This is a genomic window from Pseudomonas sp. H1_D04 (assembly GCF_054683855.1).
The window spans coordinates 4,062,070-4,084,061 of the sequence record NZ_CP162826.1 but is presented as its reverse complement, the minus strand read 5'-3'; the positions used below and the strand labels follow the sequence as shown (position 1 = coordinate 4,084,061).

The window sequence follows — 21,992 nt, the reverse complement described above, 5'->3', positions numbered from 1 at the left end:
GTGTAGCGAAGGTTTTTCCTGCACCCACGCACCATCAGATTGATGAATGCCCCAGGCAAACCTTGGGCCGGGTCGGATGCCTGCGCACCGACTAAGTTCAATCTTTTTCAACTAGTACGACGCAGCTGCGAGCGCATTAAAAGAAATAAGCGTGTTTGCAAAATGCTTTAAAAAAACACGGAATTTTATGCGAAGCGCAGGAGTCGGAGTTGTTAAGGCGTTCGTAATTAAACCTGCGGTCGTAACGTTAAATCATCAGTCCTTGCACAAGGCCTATAAGGAAATAAAACCATGAGCCTCATTCTAATCATCATCCTGATCCTGCTGTTGGTCGGTGGTCTGCCAGTCTTCCCGCACTCCCGCAACTGGGGCTATGGCCCGTCGGGTATCCTGGGTGTTGTTCTGGTTGTCCTGCTGGTGTTGTTGTTGCTCGGCCGGATATAAAAACCGCATAAAAAAAGAGGCCTGAAAAGGCCTCTTTTTTATTGCCGGTTAGTTAGTCCGGCTTGCCGTCAACTACGCCGGCGGTGTTATCCAACAGGCTCTTGGTGGCCGTCTGCAGGAAAGACTCAAGTTTCTGCTTCAACGCAGCCTCGTCCGGCGATTCAGGAATCACCTTACCGGTCGGGTTAGCGCCCAGTTCGTATTCCCACAACTTCGGTGGCATCTCCTTAGGCAGAACAAGGATGCGGTCTGCGGTGACCAAGGCCACGGTCTGGTCGCTGCCCGAAGGCTTGATCACGCCAAAGCCTTTGTCGCCTTCCGGCAGATTCAGCAGATCACGACCCCAGCATTGGTGCAGGGTGTCGCCACCGAGGCGGCCCATAATGGTCGGCACGATGTCGATCTGGGTGCCCACGGTGTGGTCACGCTCGCCGAACTTCTCCTGCATGCCCGGTGCAATCATCAGCATCGGCACGTTGAAGCGGCCCAAGTCCATCTCGGTGATCTGCTGTTCGTTGCCGAAGCCGTGGTCGCCCACGATTACAAACAGGGTTTCCTTGAAGTACGGCTCCTTGCGGGCCTTTTCAAAGAACTGGCCCAGGGCCCAGTCGGAGTAACGCATGGCCGTCAAATGCTCGTTGAGGCTGCCACGGTCAGTGACTTTCTCGACCGGCAATGGCGTCGGCAATGCGTACGGCGTGTGGTTGGACAGGGTTTGCAGCAGTGCGTAGAACGGCTTGCCGCCTTCGCGGGCTTTCAACTCTTGCAGGCCACGGTTGAACATGTCCTGGTCGGACACGCCCCACGTCGGATCAGAGAACACAGGGTCGACGAAGTCGTTGCGGCCAATGAAGTTGGTCATGCCCTGGTTGCTGAAGAAGCCCGACTGGTTGTCCCAGGCGAAGTCGCCGTTGTAGACATACACGTCGTCAAACTGACGCGCGCTGAGCAACTGCGGCAGGCCCGACAGCTTGTGGCTGCCTTCCGGTGTCTGCATCAGGTATTCAAAGCCTGGCAGGTTCGGGAAGCAGGCCATGGTGGCGAACATACCCTGGTGGGTGTGAGTGCCGTTGGAGAAGAAGCGGTCGAACAGCAGGCCTTCCTTGGACAGTTTGTCGAAGGATGGCGTGATGTTGCCCGGACGACCCAATGCGCCTACCGAGTGACCGGCGAAGCTTTCCATCAGGATGACCACGACGTTCTTGATCGGCAGGGTCTTCTCGGCTGGCGGCATGTAGTCACGGCGCACGGCGGCGGTGTCGGTATCGACCAGTTTCTCTTGGGGCAATACCAGCATGTCGCGCACGGTCTGGGTCGCCAACGGCTGATCCAGAGTGGCCTTCCAGATATTGGCGCGGTCTTCACCGAACCGAGCCTTGGCCGCCGCGATCAGCGACAAGGTGCCATTGAGGCCCAACTGGTTGGCGAAGTTGGAATCGGTGGTGTACACGTCGCCCCAGCGCAGCGGCGGGCCCTGACGCAGAGTGCCACGGGCGGCAACCACAGCGATCAGCAGGCAGACCACGAACACCGCGATGCGGCTGTACCACGGCGCGACCTGGCGGGTGCCGATACTGCCACCGCTGAATGGGCCGCGTGGGCGCGTCGCGCGATCAGCGCCTTTGAAGGCGATGCTCAGGATCAGCGTGCCTACGGCCCAGGCCAGCAGGTAGCGCACCACCGGAAAACCGTACCAGAGCATGCTCATCACGGTTTTCGGGTCTTCCTTCACGTACTGGAAAACCAGGCCGTTGAGGCGCTGGTGGAACTCGCGGTAGAAGTCCATCTCCATCAAGCCCAGGAACAGGGCGATGCTGGACGCAATGGTCAGCCAGAAACGGAAGAACCCACGCGCGGCCATGGCCCGTACGCTGAACAGTGCCAGCAGCAGCGGGATCAGCAGATACACCACCAGGCGTATGTCAAAACGCAGGCCGTTGGCGAACGCTTCCAGGAAGGTCGAGGCCGGGGTGTCGAGGATCATCTCGCGGTTGTACACCAGCAGCGCCAGGCGCAGCAGGGAGAACATCACCATCATGACCAGTGCGCAGAGCAGCGTGTATGCCAGATGGGATTTGACGGTCGGTTGCAGCAGGCGATTAGAAGCTCGCTGCTGACTCAGGGCGTCCGGGTTTGCCATGTCGTTTCAGGACCCATTGGAAGTTTAAGTGACGAAATATCGCGGTGGCGCGAATGGTGCCCGATCAATCACAGCAAGGCTATTAATTACTGAACGTGCACCGCTGCACCGCCTTTAATAGCAGGCAGAAAAAGCCGGAGAATTGTCTTGGATGGGTTGTGAAAATTCTGTACAGCGAATATTTCGATACAAAAATCACACAGGCATCCTGAAACGAAATGTGGGAGGGGACTGGCTCCCGATCGCGATGTGTCAGTGCCAGATGAGTGGCTGATACACCGCTATCGGGAGAAGCTCCCTCCCACATTTACTGTGCCCACTCCAGACGGAGTGAAGCGATCAAATCCGCACGTTACCCCGTGGCCCGGCAATCGCCCAGATGATCAGGCCCAGGACCGGCAGCAGCAGGATCAACAGGATCCACAACACCTTGGCGCCAGTGCTCGCGCCGCTTTTAAACACATTGATGATCGCCCAGATATCCAGCGCGAGGATGATCAGCCCAATCAAGCCATTAAATGTGGAACCCATGGTGTCGCTCCTAAGTGAGGGCATGCACTTGTAGGATAGTCAGCCCTGGCAGGGGTTCCGTTTTATTTCAGACGTGGACCGCCACCTTCAGCGCTTCCAGGGACGGCTCCGCCTTGATACCGACTTCGGCGCACAGCTCAAGCACCCGAGGCAGGTCGTTGCCAAACACCAATACGGTCTGGATTTCGTCATCCAAGGGCAGGCTGAAATCAAGCAGCACATAGCCGCCATCCTCCGGGCTCAGGGCGCTCATCTGGATCTGAATGCGGTTCAGCGCGGTGAGGCCGTCAGCCTTGGCCAGTTGCTTGGGCTTGAGGTTGAACGCGACACCCGGACCGAACGAGGCGACGATCTGCGCAAACAGATCGCCATAGGTGTCGGCCTGGAACAGCACGGTCTCTGGCAGGCTGCCGACCACCACCCACTCCCCCAAAGGAATCGGGAAGGTGTCGTCGTAGTTGATGTCTGGGTTGGCTGCCAGAAATGCAGCAGAATCGGCGTAGGCCTGGGCAGCCTCATCAGCGATGCGCGCGACCTCGTCCTCGCCCATGACCCCGGCGCTGATTTTGCTGATAAGTTCGACGAGGGCGGTTTTCATGGGGCGATCCTGTAACGGGCTGGTTTTGAGGGCGCAAAGCCTACACCAGTTTCTGCAACTGCGCCGCCGTATCCACCGCGCCCATGGTCTGGGCCGCTGCCAGCGCCGTCGCGCCCTGGGCATCTGTGGCCTTGGGGTTGGCGCCCTGACCAAGCAGGTAGTCGACCATGTCGACGCGGTTGAACATCGCCGCCATCATCAGCGCGGTGCGACCGTCTGAGGACGCGGCTTCTACCGGCGTCCCCCCCTCGATCAGCGCCTTGACCACCGGCAGGTTGCCTTTGAAGGCTGCGCCGGCAATCGGCAGTTGGTTCTTGTCGTTCGCGATCAGTGGATCGGCCTTGAACTCCAGGAGCACTTTCACCGCCTCGGCGTGGCCGTGGTAGGCCGAGAGCATCAGCAGGGTGTCGCCATTGTGGTTGCGGAAATTGGCCGGCAAGCCTTTGGCCAACAGCGCGGCAAGCATGGCCGCGTCGCCGCGGCGGGCCACGTCGAAGACTTGCTCGGCAAATTCGGCGGCTTCGTCTTCGGTCATTTGTTTAGGCTGGTCGGACATGTGGGGCTCCTTATCTGGTACTGAATAGGCGCCAGTGTCGCGAGGGAGTTCCCACCTGTCATGGCTTTTTTGTCAAAAGCCCCCATAGCCACAATCAATAGCGGAACTGACCGCCCTGGATCTGCGCGAGTAATTGCCCGGTGACCGGCACGTAGCAGTCCGAACCCGGCAGCCAGGCATACACCGGGTCATTGCCGGCCTTGTCCGGATCGAAAGCCTCCTCCTTGAGCTTGACCTTCTGGTACTTGAAGGTACCGGTGGTTTCCATCTTGACCTTGATCCGCAGGAACAATGGCACCGCATAGGCTGGCAACTGGCCGTGGGCGAATTGCAGCAGCTCGCGCATGTCCAGCGCGGCCAGGGACTCGCTTGGGGTGATGGCGACCATGCCCGCGCGTCCGTTGGTGTTCTCGATCTCGACGCCATACGCCACCACTTCGGCGATCTGGGGGTGTTGCAGCAGGACATTCTCGACCTCGGTGGTGGAGACGTTTTCACCCTTCCAGCGGTAAGTGTCCCCCAGGCGATCAACAAATTGCGCATGGCCGAAGCCGATGCTGCGCAACAGATCGCCAGTATTGAAGTAGCGATCGCCCTTTTCAAACACGTCAGTGAGCACCACCCGGCGATTTTTTTCCGGATCGGTGTAGCCGTCGAAGGGCGATTTTTCATCGATCCTCGCCAGCAACAGCCCCTGCCCGCCCGAGGGCACCTTACGCATAAAGCCATCGCTGCCGCGCAGCGGCTCGCCGCCTTCGTGGTCATAGTCCACCAGGGCCCAATGCTGCAGGCAAAAGCCGATGGTGTTGTCGAAATTCAATACGTTGGTAAAGCCGATATTGCCGTCGCTGGCCGCGTACAGCTCGCAGATATGCTCAACACCGTAGCGCGCCTTGAACTGCGCCCACACGCCAGGGCGCAGGCCGTTGCCGACCATCTTGGTGACGCGGTTATCACAGTCGTTTTCAGTGGGCGGCTGGTCGAGCAGGTAACGGCACAACTCGCCGACATAACCGAGGGTGGTTGCCTTGAATCTGCGCGCATCGTCCCAGAACTGGCTGGCGCTGAACTTGCGGCGGATGGCAAAGCCTGACGCACCGATAATTGCAGAGCCCCAGCACACGCACAATCCGGTGGCGTGGTAGAGCGGCAAGGTGCAATAGAGGACGTCATCCGGCCCCATGTCCAGGGCGATACTGCCGAAGCTGACGGCCGTCTTGGTCCAGCGGCCATGCTTCATGATCCCGGCCTTAGGCAGGCCGGTGGTGCCGGAGGTGTAGATATAGAAGCACGGGTCATTGAAGAACACCTGCGCGGTGCTGGCCGGATTCTCCAGCGGGCACTCGGCGCTGACCGCCATCAGGTCGATATAACCGTCGGGCACCTCGGTGGATTGCTGATCGGCGACGAACCAGGTTCGATCAGCCTTGATCGCGACCTGATCACGCACGGTTTCATAGGAGGCCACCAGTTCCGCACCGACAATAATGGCCACTGGGCTCACCAGGTTCAGGCTGTGCACCAGCGCCGCCTGGGTTTGCGCAGTGTTGAGCATCGCGCAGATGCCACCCAGCTTGGCCACGGCGAGCACGTTCAAAAGTAATTCGGGGCGATTTTCAACAAACAGAGCCACCACGTCACCCTTGCCGATGCCCTGGGCGTGCAGGTGATGGGCGATACGGTTGGCACGCTGGTTGGCTTCGGTATAGCTGAGCACCTGATCGCCATACAACAAAGCGTTGCCATCCGGATTGCGCAGGGTGGCTTGCTCAAAGTGCCAGCCCAATCCGCAAGGCTGCGCGGGGTCGGTGACATTGGCGGCACGCATGCCACGCACAACGCGTGGCAGGGCACGAACAATGGAGGGCACCTTACGCAACAGCTTGCCCCAGGTGATCATGTCGTTCTGCGGGTGGCTCATGGTGGAACATCCTTTTTCTTATTGTTCGTATGATCCAAAAGCACCCATATCTCCGTAAGAAGGAGGCCGAGTGCATTGAAGGAAAATACGTCAGCCCTTCTTCGACTGTACACGCGGGATTTGAAAAGTTTTGTATCCCAACAGACAACGACTGAAAAAGGGAATTTAGCCCCGCAAAGGGAGTCTTTATGGATAGCGGCACGCCCATCCGGCCGCGCCAAGTAACGCAAAATGCAGGATGCATGATGGCCCTTCATGCAATTTGCACGAATCTGAAAATCTCAATTTTTTATAAGACATTGATTTACAAGGATATTTTAATAAATCAAGAGCTGGCACAATCACTGCACCTATCACTCCATGCTTGCCAAATTGAGCCAACGGAGCTGATAGACATGAGCCTGATCCAAGATAAATTCGCTTCAGTATTCTCCAACTACGACGTCACCACCCAGCCACGTCCAGACGGCGGCATCCTGCTGACACTGCGCAATGGTGAGGGCAAACAGGTCAAGCGTTCGATCTCCTACCAGCAGTTGCACACTGCCGACCAACTTACCTGGGTGATCAGCGCCATTCGCCGCGACCTGGCCGAACAAGCCAGTGACCTGCCGCAAATTTCGATGCTGCAAAGCCAGAACCGCTTTGCCCTGCCGACTTACCATTCGGCTTAAGTACTGCACATAAAAAAGGGCCGCGACGCCGTTGAGCGTCGCGGCCCTTTTTCGTTGAGGTCAGCACAGGCCTTGGCGCGCGGCCTCGTTCATCGCCTGTACACGGTTGGTGACTTCCAATTTTCCGTAGATATTGCGCAGGTGAAATTTGACGGTAGCCTCGGACGTCGCACGGATCTGACTGATTTCCCAGACGGTCTTGCCCTCGGAAGCCCAGCGTAAGATCTCCAATTCCGCTGGGGTCAGCGGCTTGCCGGACAAGCTCAGGCGCCTCCTGAGCGCGTTGGGCACGAAATACGGTGGCGGACACGGCTCCTCTGGCCCATTCATTACATTTCTCCTTCTTTTTGGCTGATCTCCTATCACCCTTCGGATTCCTCCTATTGACAGGTGATACAACTGGTGCCGCAAAGAGTTACATAACGAATGGTTTCAGTGCGCATTGGCCGCGATAAACAGCCAAACCCTACAAGCAACTAAGCCTCTTCCCACAACAACTTCCAACTTGGCGGGGTTGAACATTCCAGCTGCCTGGTTTCAATCATCCAAACCTGGGAAACGGCTGGCAATATCATCGCCGGTGAATGCCGGGACCGCCCCTTGCACCGTTTTAGCTAAGTGCAGTGTGACCAAGTGGGGGTTCTCGCCCATATCAAACCAGTGCGCCATGCCGGCCGGGATCGCCAGCAGGTCGTTTTTCTCACAGCGCACGGCATATACGTAGTCGCCTATGTGCAGGCTGAAAAGGCCCTGGCCAGCGATGAAAAAACGCACTTCATCTTCGCTGTAACGGCGCTCAGAGAGGAAACGAGCCCGCAGCTCGTCCTTCTGCGGGTGGTCGCTTGTGACACTGAATACTGCCACCGAGACGTCGCCCAGCGCGTCGATCTGCGGCTGATAGGCGGCAATCATTTCAGCCTCGCTGGCGCCCTTCTCGATCGGGCTGGGCTGCCAGCGCTCGAACCGCACACCGTGCTCGGCCAGGGTCGCAGCGATGTCTTCGGCATGGGTCAAGACCTTGTTCGGCGTATCCGGTGAAGCGACGTGGTAGACAGCGACATAACTCATTGAAGGGTTCCTTGGTTCTGTTCGTGCAATCGAAGACCCATGATAACGGCCGCGGCCAGGGCGGCGACGCTGGCAATACTAAAGGTGAAGGTCGGCCCCAACAGGTTCCAGCTATAACCGGAATACAGCGCGCCCAGCGCACCGCCGGTGCCGGCCAAAGCGGCGTACAGCGCCTGGCCCTGGCCTTGTTGTTTATCGCCGAAGCTGCGTTGCACAAAGGCAATCGCCGCTGCATGAAAGCTGCCGAAGGTAGCCGCGTGCATGACCTGCGCCAATAGCAGCACCCAAAGAAATTCGGCAAACGAGCCCAGCAGTAACCAGCGAAGCGCCGCCAACAGGAAACTGGCCATCAACACCCGACGTACCGAGAAGCGCGTGAGGATGCGGCTCATGGCCAGGAACATCAGCACTTCGGCCACTACTCCCAAGGCCCACAGCATGCCGATCACGCCACGGCTGTAGCCCAAGTGCTCAAGGTGGAGCGTGAGAAAGGTGTAATACGGCCCATGGCTCATCTGCATCAGCGCGACACAGGCGTAAAAGGCCAACACGCCTGGGCTACGCAGTTGCTTGAGGAAACCCTCACCGGCAAGGCGATTACCCTGGCTGGCAGGCTGCGCATTCGGCACCCACAGGCTGGCGCCAATAATCCCGGCCATGATCACCACGACCACCACCGGGTAGATATCCAGGCTCAGCCAGTCGAACAGCCGGCCCATGATCACCACGGTGAGGATAAAGCCGATGGAGCCCCACAAACGTACCTGACTGTAGCGTGACGTCTGTTTTTGCAGATGCGCGAGCGTGATCACTTCAAACTGCGGCAGCACCGCGTGCCAGAAGAACGCATGCAGGGCCATCACCAAAGCCAGCCAGGCATAGGTCTTACTGACAAAAATCAGCGAAAAACTGACCAGGGTGCACACTGCGCCAAAACGCACGATGGCCAGGCGGCGGCCGGTGTAGTCGCCCAGCCAGCCCCACAGGTTGGGCGCCACGCAGCGCATCAGCATGGGGATGGCCACCAGCTCGCCGATACGCGCGCTGGAGAAGCCCAAGTGATCGAAGTACAGCGCCAGGAACGGCGCCGTCGCCCCCAGCAGGGCGAAGTAGAACAGGTAGAAGCTGGAGAGGCGCCAATAAGGGAGCGCTGTCACAACCAGCCCGTCACAGCTGGCCCAGTACCGGAGTGCTCACCTGCACCTCAGCATTTTGCCCACGGTTGCGCAGCAGGTGGTCCATTAACACGATGGCCATCATTGCCTCGGCAATGGGCGTAGCCCGGATGCCAACGCACGGGTCGTGGCGGCCCTTGGTGATCACATCCACCGGGTTACCGTTGACGTCAATCGAGCGGCCTGGGGTGGTGATGCTCGACGTGGCCTTGAGCGCCAGGTGCGCAACGATTGGCTGACCGGAAGAAATGCCCCCAAGGATGCCACCGGCATTGTTGCTGAGGAAACCTTGTGGGGTCATCTCATCGCGGTGCTCGGTGCCGCGCTGGGACACACACGCGAAGCCTGCGCCGATTTCCACGCCTTTTACGGCGTTGATGCTCATCAGTGCATGGGCCAGTTCTGCATCCAGACGGTCGAAGATCGGCTCGCCCAGGCCTGGCTTGACGCCCTCTGCGACCACGGTGATCTTGGCGCCGACGGAGTCCTGGTCGCGGCGCAACTGGTCCATATAGGCTTCCAGTTCCGGCACTTTATCCGGGTCAGGACAGAAGAAAGCGTTGTCATCCACGCTGTCCCAGGTCTTGAACGGGATTTCAATCGGGCCCAACTGGCTCATGTAGCCACGGATCACGATGCCCTGGGTGGCCAGGTATTTCTTGGCGATGGCGCCAGCGGCCACGCGCATGGCGGTTTCGCGCGCGGAACTGCGGCCACCGCCACGGTAGTCGCGTTCGCCGTATTTGTGGTGATAGGTGTAGTCGGCGTGGGCCGGTCGGAACAGGTCCTTGATCGCCGAGTAGTCTTTGGACTTCTGGTCGGTGTTACGGATCAGCAGGCCGATGGCGCAACCGGTGGTACGACCTTCGAAGACGCCGGAGAGGATCTCGACTTCGTCGGGCTCCTGGCGCTGGGTGGTGTGGCGGCTGGTACCGGGTTTGCGGCGGTCGAGGTCGCGCTGCAGGTCCTCCAGGGACAGTTCCAGGCCGGGCGGGCAGCCGTCGACAATGGCGACCAACGCCGGGCCGTGGCTTTCGCCTGCGGTGGTGACAGTGAACAGCTTGCCGAAGGTATTGCCGGACATGCAGGGCGCTCCGTGAAATCAGTTGTAATCACTCGGGGGTGATAACCAAGCGCGCCAGTATACGCGGGCCAACCGACTAGTTCATCCTTGAAACCTTACCGGTCGGCACAGGTCCAACCGACACTTCACCAATGATGGCGCGATGATGCTGCGAGTTTTGCTGTTTACCCTCACCCTGTTTACCGCCGTGGCCCACGCCGCGTCCCCCGTCGTACTGCAACGGCCCATCAGCCTGGACACCGGCAGCGGCGAGCTGTTTGGTTCGCTGCTGCTGCCCCAATCCGACCATCCGGTGCCCGTGGTGCTGATTATCGCGGGCTCCGGTCCCACCGACCGCAACGGCAACAGTGCCGACGGCGCGCGCAACGACAGTCTCAAGCGCCTGGCGTGGGTGCTGGCACGACACAACATCGCCAGCGTGCGCTACGACAAGCGCGGTGTGGCGGCAAGCCTCGCCGCCACACCTGACGAGCGTAACCTGACCCTCGACGCCTACGTGGCCGACGCAGTGGCCTGGGGCAACATGCTCAAGGCCGACAAACGCATGGGCCCGCTGATTGTGCTGGGCCACAGCGAAGGCGCGCTGGTCGCCGCCCTCGCCGCCCCGCAACTCGACCCGGCCGGTGTAATCTCCCTGTCAGGTAGCGCTCGTCCGGTGGACCAGGTCATCCGCCAGCAACTGGCCGATCATTTGCCCCCTGCCCTGCTGCTGCGCAGTAATGAAATCCTCGATCACCTCAAGGCCGGTCAGGTGGATGCCGATGTACCTGGCCCGCTGGAGGCTATTTTCCGACCCAGTGTGCAGCCTTACCTGATCAGCCTGTTCCGCGCCGATCCGTCCGCGGCCTTTGCCAAACTGCGCATGCCGGCACTGATCGTCCAGGGCACCAACGATATACAGGTCGGTGTCGGTGACGCCCAGCAACTGAAAAGGGCCAAGCCTGATGCCGAGCTGACGGTGATCGAAGGCATGAACCACGTCATGCGCATCGTGCCCAATGACGTGAAGCAGCAATTGGCCTCCTACAATGACCCGCAATTACCCCTCGCCGCAGAGCTGGGCAACCGCGTGGTGCGCTTTATCGCCGGACTTCAACCCCGTTAAGCCACAATTTGCCTCCAGTCCTCGTAAAAACGGCCGATAAGCCAAGAGTCGACAGCAAAAAGACTGTCGGCTGGCTGGGCTTGGACAGGATCGCGCCGCATGACAACCACTGAAGCAACACCAGAACCGACCGCCGACACCCCGGCTGAAAAAACCGAGGCCGTCGACGCGGCGCCTCTGCCGTGGGCGGATGTCCAGGCCGAACATTTCAAGATGCTGCGCCTGGCCCCCCTGGCCACCGACCGCGCCACTGGCCTGCGGCCGTTGAGGTTCGTGCAGTTCGGCTATGCCGAGCGCAATGACAAGCAACACAGCCTGTTGCGCATGGTCATTCAGTTGCCCGGCCAGCGTGTGCGTCGCGAACAAAACCACTTGGATATCTGGGTCGACCACGACACCCATCGCGTGCATTTCGGTCCGGGCAACAGCCTGGAAATCGAGCCGGCCAACCGGGGCATCGGCCGTTTCCTCGTGGCTCAAGGCGCTGCCTGGGCTAAGAAGAAGTGGTCGCACTACCGCGTCGACGGCGTCGACCTGGCCAACAAGGACGCACTCAACGAAGCCACGCGCCTGCGCCGCGACCACTTCTTGCGCATTCAGGGTTTTGATGTGGCGTATGCCGATGTGCAGCACCTCAAAGGCAACGTACAGCCAGGCAAGGTCGGTGATGTGCTGGACAGTTGGAACACTGAGAAGGTGCAGTTCGTCGAGATCCTCGAAGCCGCGCAGATGCTGCAACAGGCCGAACAGAACCTGTTGGAACAGGAAGTGAAGCTGCGCAAGGAAGAGGAAAAAGTCACCAAGTTCAAGCGCGAGGACAGCGGGCTACGTTTCACCATCACCTGTCTGGTGGCGTTTACGGTGTTCCAGGCAGGGCTGTTGATCTGGATTGCGACACACCGCTAATAGGTTGCACTGCAATAAAAATGTGGGAGGGGGCTTGCCCCCAACAGCGGTGTATTCAGTCATGAATGTGTTGACTGAGACCCTACCATCGGGGGCAAGCCCCCTCCCACACTGACCGCATGACCCACTCAGACCCTGGCGGCAAAGACGGCCTGATGCGCCCGGCACTGCTCGGCCGTGAGCATGAACACCCCGTGCCCGCCCCGCTGGAACTCCAGCCAAGCAAAGTCCACCTCTGGGTACAACGCCTCAACGTGCACCTGGCTGTTGCCCACTTCTACGATCAGCAAACCCTTCTCGGTCAGATGGTCCGCCGCTTCGGCGAGCATCCGACGTACCAGGTTCAAACCGTCATCGCCACAGGCCAGTCCCAGCTCCGGCTCATGCTGGTATTCGTCCGGCATGTCGGCGAAGTCTTCAGCGTCCACATACGGCGGATTTGACACGATCAGGTCGAAACGCTGGCCTGGCAGGCCGTCGAAACCATCGCCCTGCACGGTGTATACGCGCTCGTCAGCGCCATGACGCTCGATATTCTGGTTGGCCACTTCCAATGCTTCGAAGGACAAGTCACCCAACACGACCTCGGCGTCCTGGAACTCGTAGGCGCAGGCGATGCCGATGCAACCTGAGCCGGTGCACAGATCGAGGATGCGCGCCGGCGGTTGAGCCAGCCACGGTTCGAAGCGGTTTTCGATCAGTTCGCCGATGGGGGAACGCGGGATCAACACACGCTTGTCGACGATAAACGACATGCCGCAGAACCAGGCCTCACCCAGCAGGTAGGCGGTCGGCACGCGCTCATGGATACGGCGGTGAAGCAGGCGTTGCACATGGGAGACTTCCTCTTCTTCCAGGTTGCAGTCCAGGTAACTGTCGGCAATTTCCCACGGCAGGTTCAAGGCGCCGAGCACCAATTGCCGGGCTTCATCCCAGGCGTTGTCGGTGCCATGGCCGAAAAACAGGTCTTCCCCATGGAAACGGCTGACAGCCCAACGGATATGGTCGCGCAAGGTGCGCAGGCGGGAAGTGATCACGGGGGCAGACTCCTGGAAAAAACGACTGGCGATTCTAACAGCCTTCGCCTGTACCGACGATGTACGAAAACTTGGCGCCACCCATCGGATTTCATCCAATTTGCCAGCATTGTGTTAAACAAGCCCGCCTCTTGACATGGCTGCACGCCAGCAACGGCGTACCTTACGATGGTAGCGATTCACAGAACCGCTCAGCCAGTGGACAATGTCGCAAAAGCCCCCCTCACAGGAGCCCCAGAATGTCCGTTCCAAAGACGATGTTTCAACTCAGCGGTCGCGGTTACGCAGCAGCCAACCTGAACCATGCGACCCTCGTGATCATCGACGCCCAGAAGGAATACCTCAGCGGCCCACTCGCCCTCTCGGGCATGGACGCGGCGGTCGACCATATCAAGCAGCTTGTGACCTCAGCGCGCAACGCTGGCCGTCCGATCGTGCATGTGCGCCACCTGGGTACCGTCGGTGGCCTGTTCGACCCTCAGGGCGAACGCGGTGAGTTCATTCCCGGCCTGGAGCCTCAAGGCGACGAAACCATCATCGGCAAGCTGCTGCCCAGCGCCTTTCATGGCACCGGCCTGGAAAAGCACCTGCAAGACCTCGGTTCCCTGGACCTGATCGTCTGCGGTTTCATGAGCCATTCCAGCGTCAGCACCACCGTGCGCGCAGCCAAGAACCTGGGCTTTCGCTGCACCCTGGTGGAAGACGCCTGCGCCACCCGCGACCTGCCTTACAAAGGCGGCATCCTGACTGCCGAGCACGTACAGCAAACCGAAATGGCCATCATGGCCGACAACTTCGCCACCCTTGCGCTGACCAAAGATCTGATCTGATCGCCCTTCTGATGAGCGGCGCGGCAATGTTTATTGCCCCGCTCATCCGCTAAGCCTTTGATTTGGCGCATTTGCCTCGGGTACAGGAACAAGCTGCGTATCTTCCGGTCGAAGGGCCGATACCCTGGAGGAAAGGTCGGAATGAAGATATCCGATGGTTTTGACGCTCGTCGCTTGCGCCCAAAGGGCCCGAGTAACTGGCGTCTGCGTCTGGTGGCCGGCATTGCCGCGTTGCTGGCGATTATAGGTTTGTTGCTTGCGGGCGCTGGTGGCGCCGGCTTGTTTGGTCATTCACCGGCCCTTGGCGAACTGAATGCCAGCCCCGGTGGCTCTGCCCTCCTGCTGGGCATCGGCGTGCTGGTGCTGTGGCTGGGCGTGTGGTTGTGGCGTCGTAGCCGTCGGAAAATGCGCCAGCCGTTATCACTGAATATCGCTGCACACCTGATGAAAAAACACGACTGATGGCGCTTGGATAGCGTTTCCTGCGCCCGGCCGCCGCGAATTAGGTAAACTGCCCGCCCTTCGCGGAGGCCGACATGCAAGACGACGATTTTTCCCTGTTCAAAAACGAGCTGCGCGGCGTCAAGCCGATCAAGCACGACCGCGCCGATACCGGCAAACCCAAGGCTGATCGGGCGCAAATCGCCAAACTGCGCCAGGCCGCGACCGTGCGCACCGATGCCACCACCGTGGATGGCCTGTCGGACCAATTCGTGATCGACGTCGGCCCCGAAGACGAGCTGATGTGGGCCCGCGATGGCGTGCAGGAAAGCCAGATGCGCAAGCTCAAGGTCGGCCAGATCCCCTTCGAAGGTAGCCTCGACCTGCACGGCATGACCGTGGAGAAAGCCCGGGAAACCCTGTGGGCCTTTCTCGCTGAAGCCACCAAATTCGAAATCCGCTGTGTACGCGTCACCCACGGCAAAGCCGTGCGGCTGGACGGTAAGCGACCGATGATCAAAAGCCACGTCAACACCTGGCTGCGCCAACACGCTCAGGTGCTGGGCTTCACCTCCTGCCAGGCCCGCCACGGCGGTGCGGGGGCGGTGTATGTGATGCTCAAGCGTACGATGATGGAAGGCCGTGACGAGTAACAAGTGACATCGTCAGGCTTGCAGCGATGTGTCCGCCACCGTAACCTTGCGCTTTGCGAAAATCCCACAGGTAGTTTCATGTCCCTGGAACAGAATTACACCGCGATCCTCGGCCAACTCGGCGAGGACGTCTCCCGCGAGGGCCTGCTCGACACGCCAAAACGTGCCGCCAAGGCGATGCAGTACCTCTGCCGCGGTTATGAGCAGACGCTGGAAGAAGTCACCAACGGTGCCTTGTTCAGCTCCGACAACAGCGAAATGGTGCTGGTCAAGGACATCGAGTTGTACTCGCTGTGCGAACACCACCTGCTGCCGTTTATCGGCAAGGCCCACGTCGCGTACATCCCGAGTGGCAAAGTGCTGGGCCTGTCCAAGGTCGCGCGGATTGTCGACATGTATGCGCGCCGCCTGCAGATCCAGGAAAACCTCAGCCGCCAGATCGCTGATGCCGTGATGCAAGTGACCGGCGCCCTGGGCGTGGCGGTGGTGATCGAAGCTAAGCACATGTGCATGATGATGCGCGGTGTGGAGAAACAGAATTCGTCGATGATCACGTCTGTGATGCTGGGTGAGTTCCGCGAAAACGCGGCCACTCGCAGCGAGTTCCTCAGCCTGATCAAGTAATAGGCTGCGCAGAAAAAGACCGGCGTTCATCGCCGGTTTTTTTTCGCCTGCAGAATTAAGGTAAGCTGCGGCCCCTTCTTCATGGGCAAGAGGTTTCAGCCATGTTCGTCAAAGCACTTCGAGTGGGCCTCGGCCACGTCATCATCGCCGGCGACTTACTTACCCGTCCGCGCAAAAAGCAGCGCCCTGCCGAACAACAAGCGCAGGTGAACGCAGCGGCCAAGGACCTGACCCTGTATCAATTCCACGCCTGCCCGTTCTGCGTGAAGACCCGCCGCACCCTGCACCGCCTGAATGTGCCGGTGGCGCTGAAGGATGCGAAGAACAACGAGCAGGACCGCCAGACCCTGCTGGAGCAAGGCGGCAAGATCAAGGTGCCGTGCCTGCGCATCGAAGAAAACGGCCAGACCACTTGGATGTATGACTCCAAGGTGATCATCGATTACCTCGATAAGCGGTTTGCCGCGATCTGACAAACATCGCAAAGCTGATGTGGGAGGGGCTTGCCCCCGATGAGGGAGTGTCAGTCACTGGATTAGCCGGCTGACACTCCGCTATCGGGGGGCAAGCCCCCTCCCACATTCAGTCCAGTGTTATCAATTCCAGATCCAGCAGCGCCGAGCCCAGGCACTTGCCGTGCGCATCCAGCGCCAGCGAGCGAGTCACCCCGCCACGCAGAATCCCCGGCAGCACAAAGTTCAACGCCTGCACGTTCGGCAATTCATAGCGTCGAACCGGTGCCGCACCCGGCTCCAACAGCCCGGCGAAGTACGCAGCCACACGCTCGGCCGTGAGCTGCTCACGCAGCAACGGATAATCCTCGGCGCGATAGGCAATGATTGAGACGTTTGAGGTGTCGCCCTTATCCCCGGTGCGGGAATGGGCCAGCGTGTGCAGTTTCATGCTTCGATCCTCGGGCTGACCGCGTCTCGGGGCAGCAGCAACGAGGCCACCGCCACCACTTGCCGTACGCTTTTACTGGCACCGCCGCCGCCGGACGGGCCGTTGGTGTAAAGGGTTTCCACTTCATTACCGACGCGCACCGCGTCCCCTCGGTCTTCACAACGCGCCGCCACGCGCAGGCGCACTTCCCAGGGCTCTACGCTGCTGCGTGGACCGTGGAGCGAGTCCATGCCAATCAGTTCGGCGCGTAGGTCTTGCATCTTCACACCCATCAGTTCCAAACGCTTGAGTACGACATCCCGCGCCAGTTGCGCCCGTGCGACTGCACCCGGGCCGCCGTAGGACATCTGCCCCTCACCGATCCAGCCGTCGAGATAACCGACGCTGACCTTCAGTTGCTCGGGTCGCGCACGGCCATTGGCCCCTTGAGCACGCACGCGATCAACCCCCTCTTCGACGAACCCCACCTGGGAAAAATCCGCCGTCACGTCCGGCGTCAGGTACGCCGCCGGATCATGCACTTCGTAGATCAATTGTTCGGTACACGTCGCGCGGCTGACCCGCCCACCGGAGCCCGCAACCTTGGTGATCACGGCCTCACCGTCGGCATCGATCTCGGCCAACGGGAAACCCAGGCGCGCCAAATCGTCCACATCCTTGAAACCAGGATCGGCAAAATAACCACCGCTGACCTGCCCTGCACACTCCAGCAAATGCCCGACCAATGTGCCACGGCCCAGGCGCAGCCAATCGTCCGCCGTCCAACCGAACTCAAACATCTGCGGGGCCAGGAACAACGACGGATCTGCCACGCGCCCGGTAATCACCACGTCCGCCTCGGCGTGCAACGCATCGATAATGCCGTCGACACCCAGGTAGGCATTCGCGGAAATCAACCGCTCACCCAGTGAGCCAACGGTCTGTCCGTTATCGAGCACGTGATCGGGCTGCAACACTGACAGCACGTCGTCACCCACCACAGCTACAACGTTGAGGCTCAACCCCAATTCACTGGCAATCCGCCGCACTTCAAGCGCCGCCGACACCGGGTTGGCCGCGCCCATATTGGTGATCACGCGCAAGCGACGACGCGCGGTCTGCCTTCCAACAAACGGCAACACGCGGCGCATGCGCTCACTCAGCAACGGATCGTAGCCACCCCGCGGATCGCTGATACGGGCCTGTTGTGCCAAGGCGATGGTGCGTTCGGCCAGGCATTCGAACACGAGGTAATCCAGGTCACCGTGTTCGGCCAGTTCCACGGCAGGTTCGATACGGTCGCCGGAGTAGCCGGCGCCGGAACCGATACGCAAGGTTTTCATCTCAGATCACTCCCAGGAGCAACGCAGTCAGGGTCATCAACACTGACGCGGCAAACAGAAAAGGGATGGTAAAGCGCTGGTGATCGGCCAGTTCGATCTTGCACAGGCCCACCAACAGGAAGGTCGCAGGGGTCAGCGGGCTAACCGGGAAACCGGTGGTGTGCACGCCCAGCAACGAGGCTTGGGCCACATGCAGCGGGTCGACGCCCAAGGCCTTGCCGACTTCGGCGATCACCGGCATCACGCCGAAATAGTAGGAATCGGGGTCAAACAACATGCTCAGCGGCATCGACAGAAAGCCCACGACTGCCGGGATCAGCTTTCCGTGGCCGGCCGGAATCTGCGCCACCGCCACTTCGGCAATCGCCTTGAGCATGCCGGTGCCTTGCATGATGCCGGTGAACACCCCGGCGGCGAGCAGGATGCTGGCCATGGTCAGGGCGGTTTTCGCATGGGCGTCGATGCGGGCGCGCTGGGCGTCGACATTCGGGTAGTTGATGCACAGCGCCACCACGGTGCCGAGCATGAACATCACCACCGGGTCGACCCAACCGGCAATCATCACCACCATCACCAGCACAGTGAGGATCAGGTTGACCCAGAACAGGCGCGGCCGACGCAGCTTGATGTCGTCGTCGCTGAGCACCCGTTGCGGCATCGCATCCACGCTGGAGCCAGCGCCCAGGCCCAGGCGTTTTTCTTCACGATGGCCGAGCCACCAGGCACAGGCGAAGACAAAGATCAGGCCGACGATCTGCACCGGGATCAGCGGCTGGAACAGGTCCGCCACGGGCACATGCAACGCTGCCGAAGAGCGCAGCACCGGTCCGGTCCAGGGCAAAAAGTTGACGCCGGCGGCCATAGCGCACACACAGGCGAGGATGCGTTTGTCGATCCCCAGCCGCGTGTACAGCGGCAGCATCGCGGGCACCGTGACCAAAAACGTTACCGCGCCGGAACCGTCCAGATGCACCAGCAGGGCCAGGGTCGCGGTACCGACGACGATGCGTGTTGGACGCGTCCCTACCGTACGCAGGATGCGATCAATGATGGGGTCGAGCATGCCGGCATCGGTCATGATCCCGAAAAATAGAATCGCAAACACAAACATGCCCACCACCGGGGCGACGTTCTTGATCCCCGTAATGATGAAGGCACTGGTTTGCAGGCCGAACCCGCCGAGCAGCGCGGCGATGATCGGCAAGGCGATCAGGGCCACCAGTGGTGAGAGGCGTTTGCTCATGACGGCAGCGAGCAGGCACAGGATGGTAATGACACCCAGGGTTGCGAGCATGGGTTACTCCAGAGCGGCCTTTTTGGCCGGTTATTGTTTTCCCTGGAGTATTGGAAGCGCGTTACTCTTTGTAAATTGGAATATTCACCACCGTATGTTCGGAAAAACAAAATGAAGCCGCGCCTATGAAAAATAGCATCCAGCATATTCAAGCCTTCCTCGCAGTCGCCCGTACCGGCAGCTTTACCAAGGCGGCCAATGAGCTGCATCTGTCGCCTTCGGCACTCACGGTTCAAGTTCAGCAATTGGAAGATTGGCTGGGTGTCACCCTGCTCGACCGCAGCCCGCGCCATGTCAGCATCACCGCTGCCGGCCATGAGGCACGTGGCCCCATGGAAAAATTGCTGCTGGACCTGGACAACATTGTCACCGGCTCGCGCGACCTCGCCGCCCTGCGCCGAGGGGTGGTCACCATCGCCGCCCTGCCCTCAGTGTGCGCTGGCGCCCTGCCGCCGGCCTTGCGCCTGTTTCGCGAACGCTTCGCCGGCATCGAAGTACGGTTGCATGACCTGGTCGCCCACCGCATTCATGCCCAGGTGCGCGCAGGGGAAGTGGATTTTGGCATCGGCGTACGTGCACGACTCAGCCATGGACTGGATTTTCTGCCGGTGCTGAATGATCGGTTGTGTGCGTTTGTACCGCTGGATCATCCCCTCGCCCACCATCGCCAGTTGACCTTGGAGCAATTGGCAGACCAGCCGATCATCCTCACCGGGCGCGACAGCAGTGTGCGCGAGCACGTGGATGCGCTGTTTGATGAAACACGGCTGACGCTGAACGCCGGCATGGAGGCCAACTACATGTCGACGGTGCTGGCGTTGGTGCGCCAAGGGCTGGGAATCAGTGTGCTGCCGGAGTCGGCGGCGGACAGTCTGGAAGGGTTGAAACGCATCAACATCGATCATCCCGGAGTGAGCAGGGAGATCGGGTTGATCAGTCGAAGCGGGATGGGGCTGAGCCCGGCGGCGCAGCGGTGTTTTGAGCTCCTGAGCCAGACACTGCCCGGCTGATGCACTATCACGGCTATGCCGTGTATTTTCCCTGCCGGCACTGGCGCGTTTCAGCAAACTGAATCGGCCCCCCACCGGCGCACAACACGAGATTTAAGACATGGAAGAAACACTGATACTGGTGGACGGGAACGATCGTCAAATCGGTACTGGTTTAAAGCTGCAGGTGCACCGTGAAGGGCTGCTGCACCAGAGCGTTTTCCATTTTCATATTCGACCACAAAGGTCGGCTGCTCCTGCAACGGCGCGCTGCCGGCAAATATCACTCCGCGAACCTATGGACGAATACGTGCTGCGGGCATCCGCGCCCCGGCGAAGAGACTGAACACGCAGCCCATCGACGGCTCGGTGAAGAGATGGGTTTGGCCTGCCCTTTGCGTGAGGTCATGACGCTGACCTACCAGGCCCGCGTCCCAGGGAATTTGATCGAGCATGAGTTCGATCATATTTATATCGGCACGTTTGATGGCGAACCGCAGGCCAACCCAACCGAGGCCTCTGAATGGCGCTGGATAGAAATCCCGGCCTTGCAGCAGTGGGTCGACACCGCGCCCGAAGCGTTGACCGCCTGGTTCAACGTCATCCTCGCTCACCCGGCCTGTCGGCTGGAAGACTGGCGACTGCAGGCCATGATGGAAAATCCCCGCGCGCCTTTCGCGTACCAGGATGAAATCCTTCCCCAGGTATCGCGCACGTTTGCTTTGACCATTCCTCAATTGCCGGCCGAACTTCGCCCGGCAGTAGCTAATGCCTATCTGCTGTGCCGAATGGCAGACACGATAGAAGACGAACCCGGTCTCACGTCCGCTCAAAAACGCTATTACCAACGTCGGTATTTTGAGGTGATCAGTGGCCAGGGGGACGCAAAATGCTTGAGCGATGAATTGACTCAGCACCTGACGGAGCAAACCCTTGCAGCCGAGCGCGAGCTGATCAGACATATGCCTTTGATATTGGCCGTTAACGACACGCTCAATCCGGCCAAGCGAAGGGCGATCCTTGATTGCCTGAACATAATGACCACAGGGATGGCCGAGTTTCAGGACAAGGCCGGTCTACAGGGATTGGCTACACGCACGGAGTTGGACCGCTACTGCTATTACGTAGCGGGCGTTGTCGGAGAGACACTAACCGAGTTTTTCATCGACTTTGAGCCGCAACTGTCAACGCAACGCGAAACCCTAAAACACCTGGCACGTTCATTCGGCACCGGGTTGCAGTTGACCAATATTCTCAAGGATCAGTGGGAGGATCGCTCCCGGGGAGTTTGTTGGCTGCCGCAGGATCTACTGGCCGAATATCATCTGCAGCCTTGCGTTTTGCAGGCCGGAGTCCGTGATCCCAAGCATGTCCAAGTTGTAGGGCAAATGGTTGGCACCGCCAACGCTCACTTACAGCGAGCGCTGCAGTTTGCGTTGCTGATCCCAGCCAGGCATCCAGGTATTCGTCGGTTCATGGTCTGGACCATCGGCTTGGCGTTGCTGACACTGCGCAACGTCCAGGCACACCCGGAGGCCCCCTCAAAGGTATCCCGCGCAGAAGTGGCCTGGATCATGGGCCTGACGCGATTATCCCAGCGCTCTGACACAGGCCTGCGATGGCTGTACACACTCGCTGCGCGCGAATTGCCTTTCACCGCGCTTGCGCCCGAGCAGCCATCGCCCCCAAATCCATAG

At 59.9% G+C, this 21,992-nt stretch carries 24 protein-coding genes; 11 read left to right on the top strand and 13 right to left on the bottom strand.

The genetic code is table 11. The annotated features are described in order from the left end of the window. Positions 1–291: 291 nt before the first annotated feature. Positions 292–444, top strand: a complete 153-nt coding sequence (locus tag AB4N82_RS18915) for a DUF3309 family protein (RefSeq protein ID WP_015885095.1) — start codon at positions 292–294, stop codon at positions 442–444. A gap of 52 nt (positions 445–496) precedes the next feature. On the opposite strand, the gene AB4N82_RS18910 is transcribed toward AB4N82_RS18915, so the two are convergent. The 5 genes from AB4N82_RS18910 to AB4N82_RS18890 all read right to left on the bottom strand — a co-directional run bounded on the left by AB4N82_RS18910 (position 497) and on the right by AB4N82_RS18890 (position 6,190). Further along, positions 497–2,584, bottom strand: coding sequence for an LTA synthase family protein (locus AB4N82_RS18910; protein WP_032888055.1), 2,088 nt, complete (start codon positions 2,582–2,584; stop codon positions 497–499). 339 nt (positions 2,585–2,923) lie between these two features. After that, complete coding sequence (locus AB4N82_RS18905) at positions 2,924–3,115, bottom strand: PLDc N-terminal domain-containing protein (protein ID WP_003172956.1); 192 nt, start codon at positions 3,113–3,115, stop codon at positions 2,924–2,926. Positions 3,116–3,182: 67 nt separating this feature from the next. Next, positions 3,183–3,713, bottom strand: coding sequence for a hypothetical protein (locus AB4N82_RS18900; protein WP_122764609.1), 531 nt, complete (start codon positions 3,711–3,713; stop codon positions 3,183–3,185). Positions 3,714–3,753: 40 nt separating this feature from the next. Then, positions 3,754–4,269 carry an ankyrin repeat domain-containing protein gene (locus tag AB4N82_RS18895; protein WP_032888051.1) on the bottom strand — a complete coding sequence of 172 codons (516 nt, stop codon included), beginning with the start codon at positions 4,267–4,269 and terminating at the stop codon, positions 3,754–3,756. A gap of 94 nt (positions 4,270–4,363) precedes the next feature. After that, a complete protein-coding gene (locus AB4N82_RS18890) occupies positions 4,364–6,190 on the bottom strand; it encodes a long-chain-acyl-CoA synthetase (RefSeq protein ID WP_122764608.1) in 1,827 nt (608 codons plus the stop codon). Positions 6,191–6,585: 395 nt separating this feature from the next. Between AB4N82_RS18890 and AB4N82_RS18885 the strand changes: the two genes are divergently transcribed. Then, positions 6,586–6,864, top strand: a complete 279-nt coding sequence (locus AB4N82_RS18885) for a DUF3509 domain-containing protein (protein ID WP_032888048.1) — start codon at positions 6,586–6,588, stop codon at positions 6,862–6,864. 60 nt (positions 6,865–6,924) lie between these two features. Here AB4N82_RS18885 and AB4N82_RS18880 read toward each other — a convergent pair whose 3' ends face one another. The 4 genes from AB4N82_RS18880 to aroC form a co-directional block, all read right to left on the bottom strand. After that, positions 6,925–7,194, bottom strand: a complete 270-nt coding sequence (locus AB4N82_RS18880; RefSeq protein WP_032888046.1) for a response regulator transcription factor — start codon at positions 7,192–7,194, stop codon at positions 6,925–6,927. 207 nt (positions 7,195–7,401) lie between these two features. Further along, the gene (locus AB4N82_RS18875) at positions 7,402–7,932 is read right to left on the bottom strand and encodes a 1,2-dihydroxy-3-keto-5-methylthiopentene dioxygenase (protein ID WP_099603053.1); all 531 of its coding nucleotides are present in this window, start codon (positions 7,930–7,932) and stop codon (positions 7,402–7,404) included. Then, the gene (locus AB4N82_RS18870) at positions 7,929–9,095 is read right to left on the bottom strand and encodes an MFS transporter (protein WP_163035001.1); all 1,167 of its coding nucleotides are present in this window, start codon (positions 9,093–9,095) and stop codon (positions 7,929–7,931) included. Before AB4N82_RS18870 ends, AB4N82_RS18875 begins: the two co-directional genes overlap by 4 nt. 4 nt (positions 9,096–9,099) lie before the next feature. Further along, complete coding sequence (aroC, locus tag AB4N82_RS18865) at positions 9,100–10,191, bottom strand: chorismate synthase (protein ID WP_032888040.1); 1,092 nt, start codon at positions 10,189–10,191, stop codon at positions 9,100–9,102. Between the two features lie 142 nt (positions 10,192–10,333). Here aroC and AB4N82_RS18860 point away from each other — a divergent pair, with 142 nt between their 5' ends. Both AB4N82_RS18860 and AB4N82_RS18855 read left to right on the top strand, forming a co-directional pair. Beyond that, positions 10,334–11,296 carry an alpha/beta hydrolase gene (locus tag AB4N82_RS18860; protein WP_032888038.1) on the top strand — a complete coding sequence of 321 codons (963 nt, stop codon included), beginning with the start codon at positions 10,334–10,336 and terminating at the stop codon, positions 11,294–11,296. Positions 11,297–11,395: 99 nt separating this feature from the next. Further along, the gene (locus AB4N82_RS18855) at positions 11,396–12,202 is read left to right on the top strand and encodes a hypothetical protein (RefSeq protein WP_032888036.1); all 807 of its coding nucleotides are present in this window, start codon (positions 11,396–11,398) and stop codon (positions 12,200–12,202) included. Between the two features lie 128 nt (positions 12,203–12,330). On the opposite strand, the gene prmB is transcribed toward AB4N82_RS18855, so the two are convergent. Beyond that, a complete protein-coding gene (prmB, locus tag AB4N82_RS18850; RefSeq protein WP_122764606.1) occupies positions 12,331–13,239 on the bottom strand; it encodes a 50S ribosomal protein L3 N(5)-glutamine methyltransferase in 909 nt (302 codons plus the stop codon). 239 nt (positions 13,240–13,478) lie between these two features. Here prmB and AB4N82_RS18845 point away from each other — a divergent pair, with 239 nt between their 5' ends. From AB4N82_RS18845 to AB4N82_RS18825, 5 genes are all read left to right on the top strand, one after another. Continuing rightward, positions 13,479–14,069 carry a cysteine hydrolase family protein gene (locus AB4N82_RS18845; protein ID WP_095185465.1) on the top strand — a complete coding sequence of 197 codons (591 nt, stop codon included), beginning with the start codon at positions 13,479–13,481 and terminating at the stop codon, positions 14,067–14,069. A gap of 141 nt (positions 14,070–14,210) precedes the next feature. Then, positions 14,211–14,531, top strand: a complete 321-nt coding sequence (locus AB4N82_RS18840; protein WP_095185464.1) for a hypothetical protein — start codon at positions 14,211–14,213, stop codon at positions 14,529–14,531. Positions 14,532–14,605: 74 nt separating this feature from the next. Beyond that, a complete protein-coding gene (locus AB4N82_RS18835) occupies positions 14,606–15,163 on the top strand; it encodes a Smr/MutS family protein (RefSeq protein ID WP_032888029.1) in 558 nt (185 codons plus the stop codon). A 78-nt stretch (positions 15,164–15,241) separates the two neighbouring features. Further along, complete coding sequence (gene folE / locus AB4N82_RS18830; RefSeq protein ID WP_003442011.1) at positions 15,242–15,787, top strand: GTP cyclohydrolase I FolE; 546 nt, start codon at positions 15,242–15,244, stop codon at positions 15,785–15,787. A 101-nt stretch (positions 15,788–15,888) separates the two neighbouring features. Next, positions 15,889–16,260 carry a glutathione S-transferase N-terminal domain-containing protein gene (locus tag AB4N82_RS18825; RefSeq protein ID WP_032888027.1) on the top strand — a complete coding sequence of 124 codons (372 nt, stop codon included), beginning with the start codon at positions 15,889–15,891 and terminating at the stop codon, positions 16,258–16,260. A gap of 109 nt (positions 16,261–16,369) precedes the next feature. On the opposite strand, the gene AB4N82_RS18820 is transcribed toward AB4N82_RS18825, so the two are convergent. Genes AB4N82_RS18820 through AB4N82_RS18810 form a run of 3 tightly spaced genes read right to left on the bottom strand, consistent with a single transcriptional unit; the run spans position 16,370 to position 19,306 of the window. Beyond that, positions 16,370–16,690: an AtuA-related protein gene (locus AB4N82_RS18820; RefSeq protein WP_032888025.1), complete on the bottom strand. Its 321-nt coding sequence runs from the start codon at positions 16,688–16,690 to the stop codon at positions 16,370–16,372. Next, complete coding sequence (locus AB4N82_RS18815; RefSeq protein ID WP_122764605.1) at positions 16,687–18,012, bottom strand: acyclic terpene utilization AtuA family protein; 1,326 nt, start codon at positions 18,010–18,012, stop codon at positions 16,687–16,689. The genes AB4N82_RS18820 and AB4N82_RS18815 overlap by 4 nt, the downstream gene beginning before the upstream one ends. A 1-nt stretch (position 18,013) precedes the next feature. Then, on the bottom strand, positions 18,014–19,306 hold the full coding sequence (locus AB4N82_RS18810; protein WP_122764604.1) for a CitMHS family transporter: 1,293 nt from the start codon (positions 19,304–19,306) through the stop codon (positions 18,014–18,016). Positions 19,307–19,431: 125 nt separating this feature from the next. On the opposite strand from AB4N82_RS18810, the gene AB4N82_RS18805 reads away from it, so the two are divergent. After that, positions 19,432–20,316: a LysR family transcriptional regulator gene (locus AB4N82_RS18805; RefSeq protein WP_122764603.1), complete on the top strand. Its 885-nt coding sequence runs from the start codon at positions 19,432–19,434 to the stop codon at positions 20,314–20,316. Positions 20,317–20,489: 173 nt separating this feature from the next. Beyond that, a complete protein-coding gene (idi, locus tag AB4N82_RS18800) occupies positions 20,490–21,992 on the top strand; it encodes an isopentenyl-diphosphate Delta-isomerase (protein WP_460102553.1) in 1,503 nt (500 codons plus the stop codon).

Bases quoted from the DNA above. Each gene is read 5' to 3' on its own strand.
- AB4N82_RS18915 (WP_015885095.1), top strand. From the start codon at position 292: ATGAGCCTCATTCTAATCATCATCCTGATCCTGCTGTTGGTCGGTGGT.
- AB4N82_RS18910 (WP_032888055.1), bottom strand. From the start codon at position 2,584: ATGGCAAACCCGGACGCCCTGAGTCAGCAGCGAGCTTCTAATCGCCTG.
- AB4N82_RS18905 (WP_003172956.1), bottom strand. From the start codon at position 3,115: ATGGGTTCCACATTTAATGGCTTGATTGGGCTGATCATCCTCGCGCTG.
- AB4N82_RS18900 (WP_122764609.1), bottom strand. From the start codon at position 3,713: ATGAAAACCGCCCTCGTCGAACTTATCAGCAAAATCAGCGCCGGGGTC.
- AB4N82_RS18895 (WP_032888051.1), bottom strand. From the start codon at position 4,269: ATGTCCGACCAGCCTAAACAAATGACCGAAGACGAAGCCGCCGAATTT.
- AB4N82_RS18890 (WP_122764608.1), bottom strand. From the start codon at position 6,190: ATGAGCCACCCGCAGAACGACATGATCACCTGGGGCAAGCTGTTGCGT.
- AB4N82_RS18885 (WP_032888048.1), top strand. From the start codon at position 6,586: ATGAGCCTGATCCAAGATAAATTCGCTTCAGTATTCTCCAACTACGAC.
- AB4N82_RS18880 (WP_032888046.1), bottom strand. From the start codon at position 7,194: ATGAATGGGCCAGAGGAGCCGTGTCCGCCACCGTATTTCGTGCCCAAC.
- AB4N82_RS18875 (WP_099603053.1), bottom strand. From the start codon at position 7,932: ATGAGTTATGTCGCTGTCTACCACGTCGCTTCACCGGATACGCCGAAC.
- aroC (WP_032888040.1), bottom strand. From the start codon at position 10,191: ATGTCCGGCAATACCTTCGGCAAGCTGTTCACTGTCACCACCGCAGGC.
- AB4N82_RS18860 (WP_032888038.1), top strand. From the start codon at position 10,334: ATGATGCTGCGAGTTTTGCTGTTTACCCTCACCCTGTTTACCGCCGTG.
- AB4N82_RS18855 (WP_032888036.1), top strand. From the start codon at position 11,396: ATGACAACCACTGAAGCAACACCAGAACCGACCGCCGACACCCCGGCT.
- AB4N82_RS18845 (WP_095185465.1), top strand. From the start codon at position 13,479: ATGTCCGTTCCAAAGACGATGTTTCAACTCAGCGGTCGCGGTTACGCA.
- AB4N82_RS18840 (WP_095185464.1), top strand. From the start codon at position 14,211: ATGAAGATATCCGATGGTTTTGACGCTCGTCGCTTGCGCCCAAAGGGC.
- AB4N82_RS18835 (WP_032888029.1), top strand. From the start codon at position 14,606: ATGCAAGACGACGATTTTTCCCTGTTCAAAAACGAGCTGCGCGGCGTC.
- folE (WP_003442011.1), top strand. From the start codon at position 15,242: ATGTCCCTGGAACAGAATTACACCGCGATCCTCGGCCAACTCGGCGAG.
- AB4N82_RS18825 (WP_032888027.1), top strand. From the start codon at position 15,889: ATGTTCGTCAAAGCACTTCGAGTGGGCCTCGGCCACGTCATCATCGCC.
- AB4N82_RS18820 (WP_032888025.1), bottom strand. From the start codon at position 16,690: ATGAAACTGCACACGCTGGCCCATTCCCGCACCGGGGATAAGGGCGAC.
- AB4N82_RS18815 (WP_122764605.1), bottom strand. From the start codon at position 18,012: ATGAAAACCTTGCGTATCGGTTCCGGCGCCGGCTACTCCGGCGACCGT.
- AB4N82_RS18810 (WP_122764604.1), bottom strand. From the start codon at position 19,306: ATGCTCGCAACCCTGGGTGTCATTACCATCCTGTGCCTGCTCGCTGCC.
- AB4N82_RS18805 (WP_122764603.1), top strand. From the start codon at position 19,432: ATGAAAAATAGCATCCAGCATATTCAAGCCTTCCTCGCAGTCGCCCGT.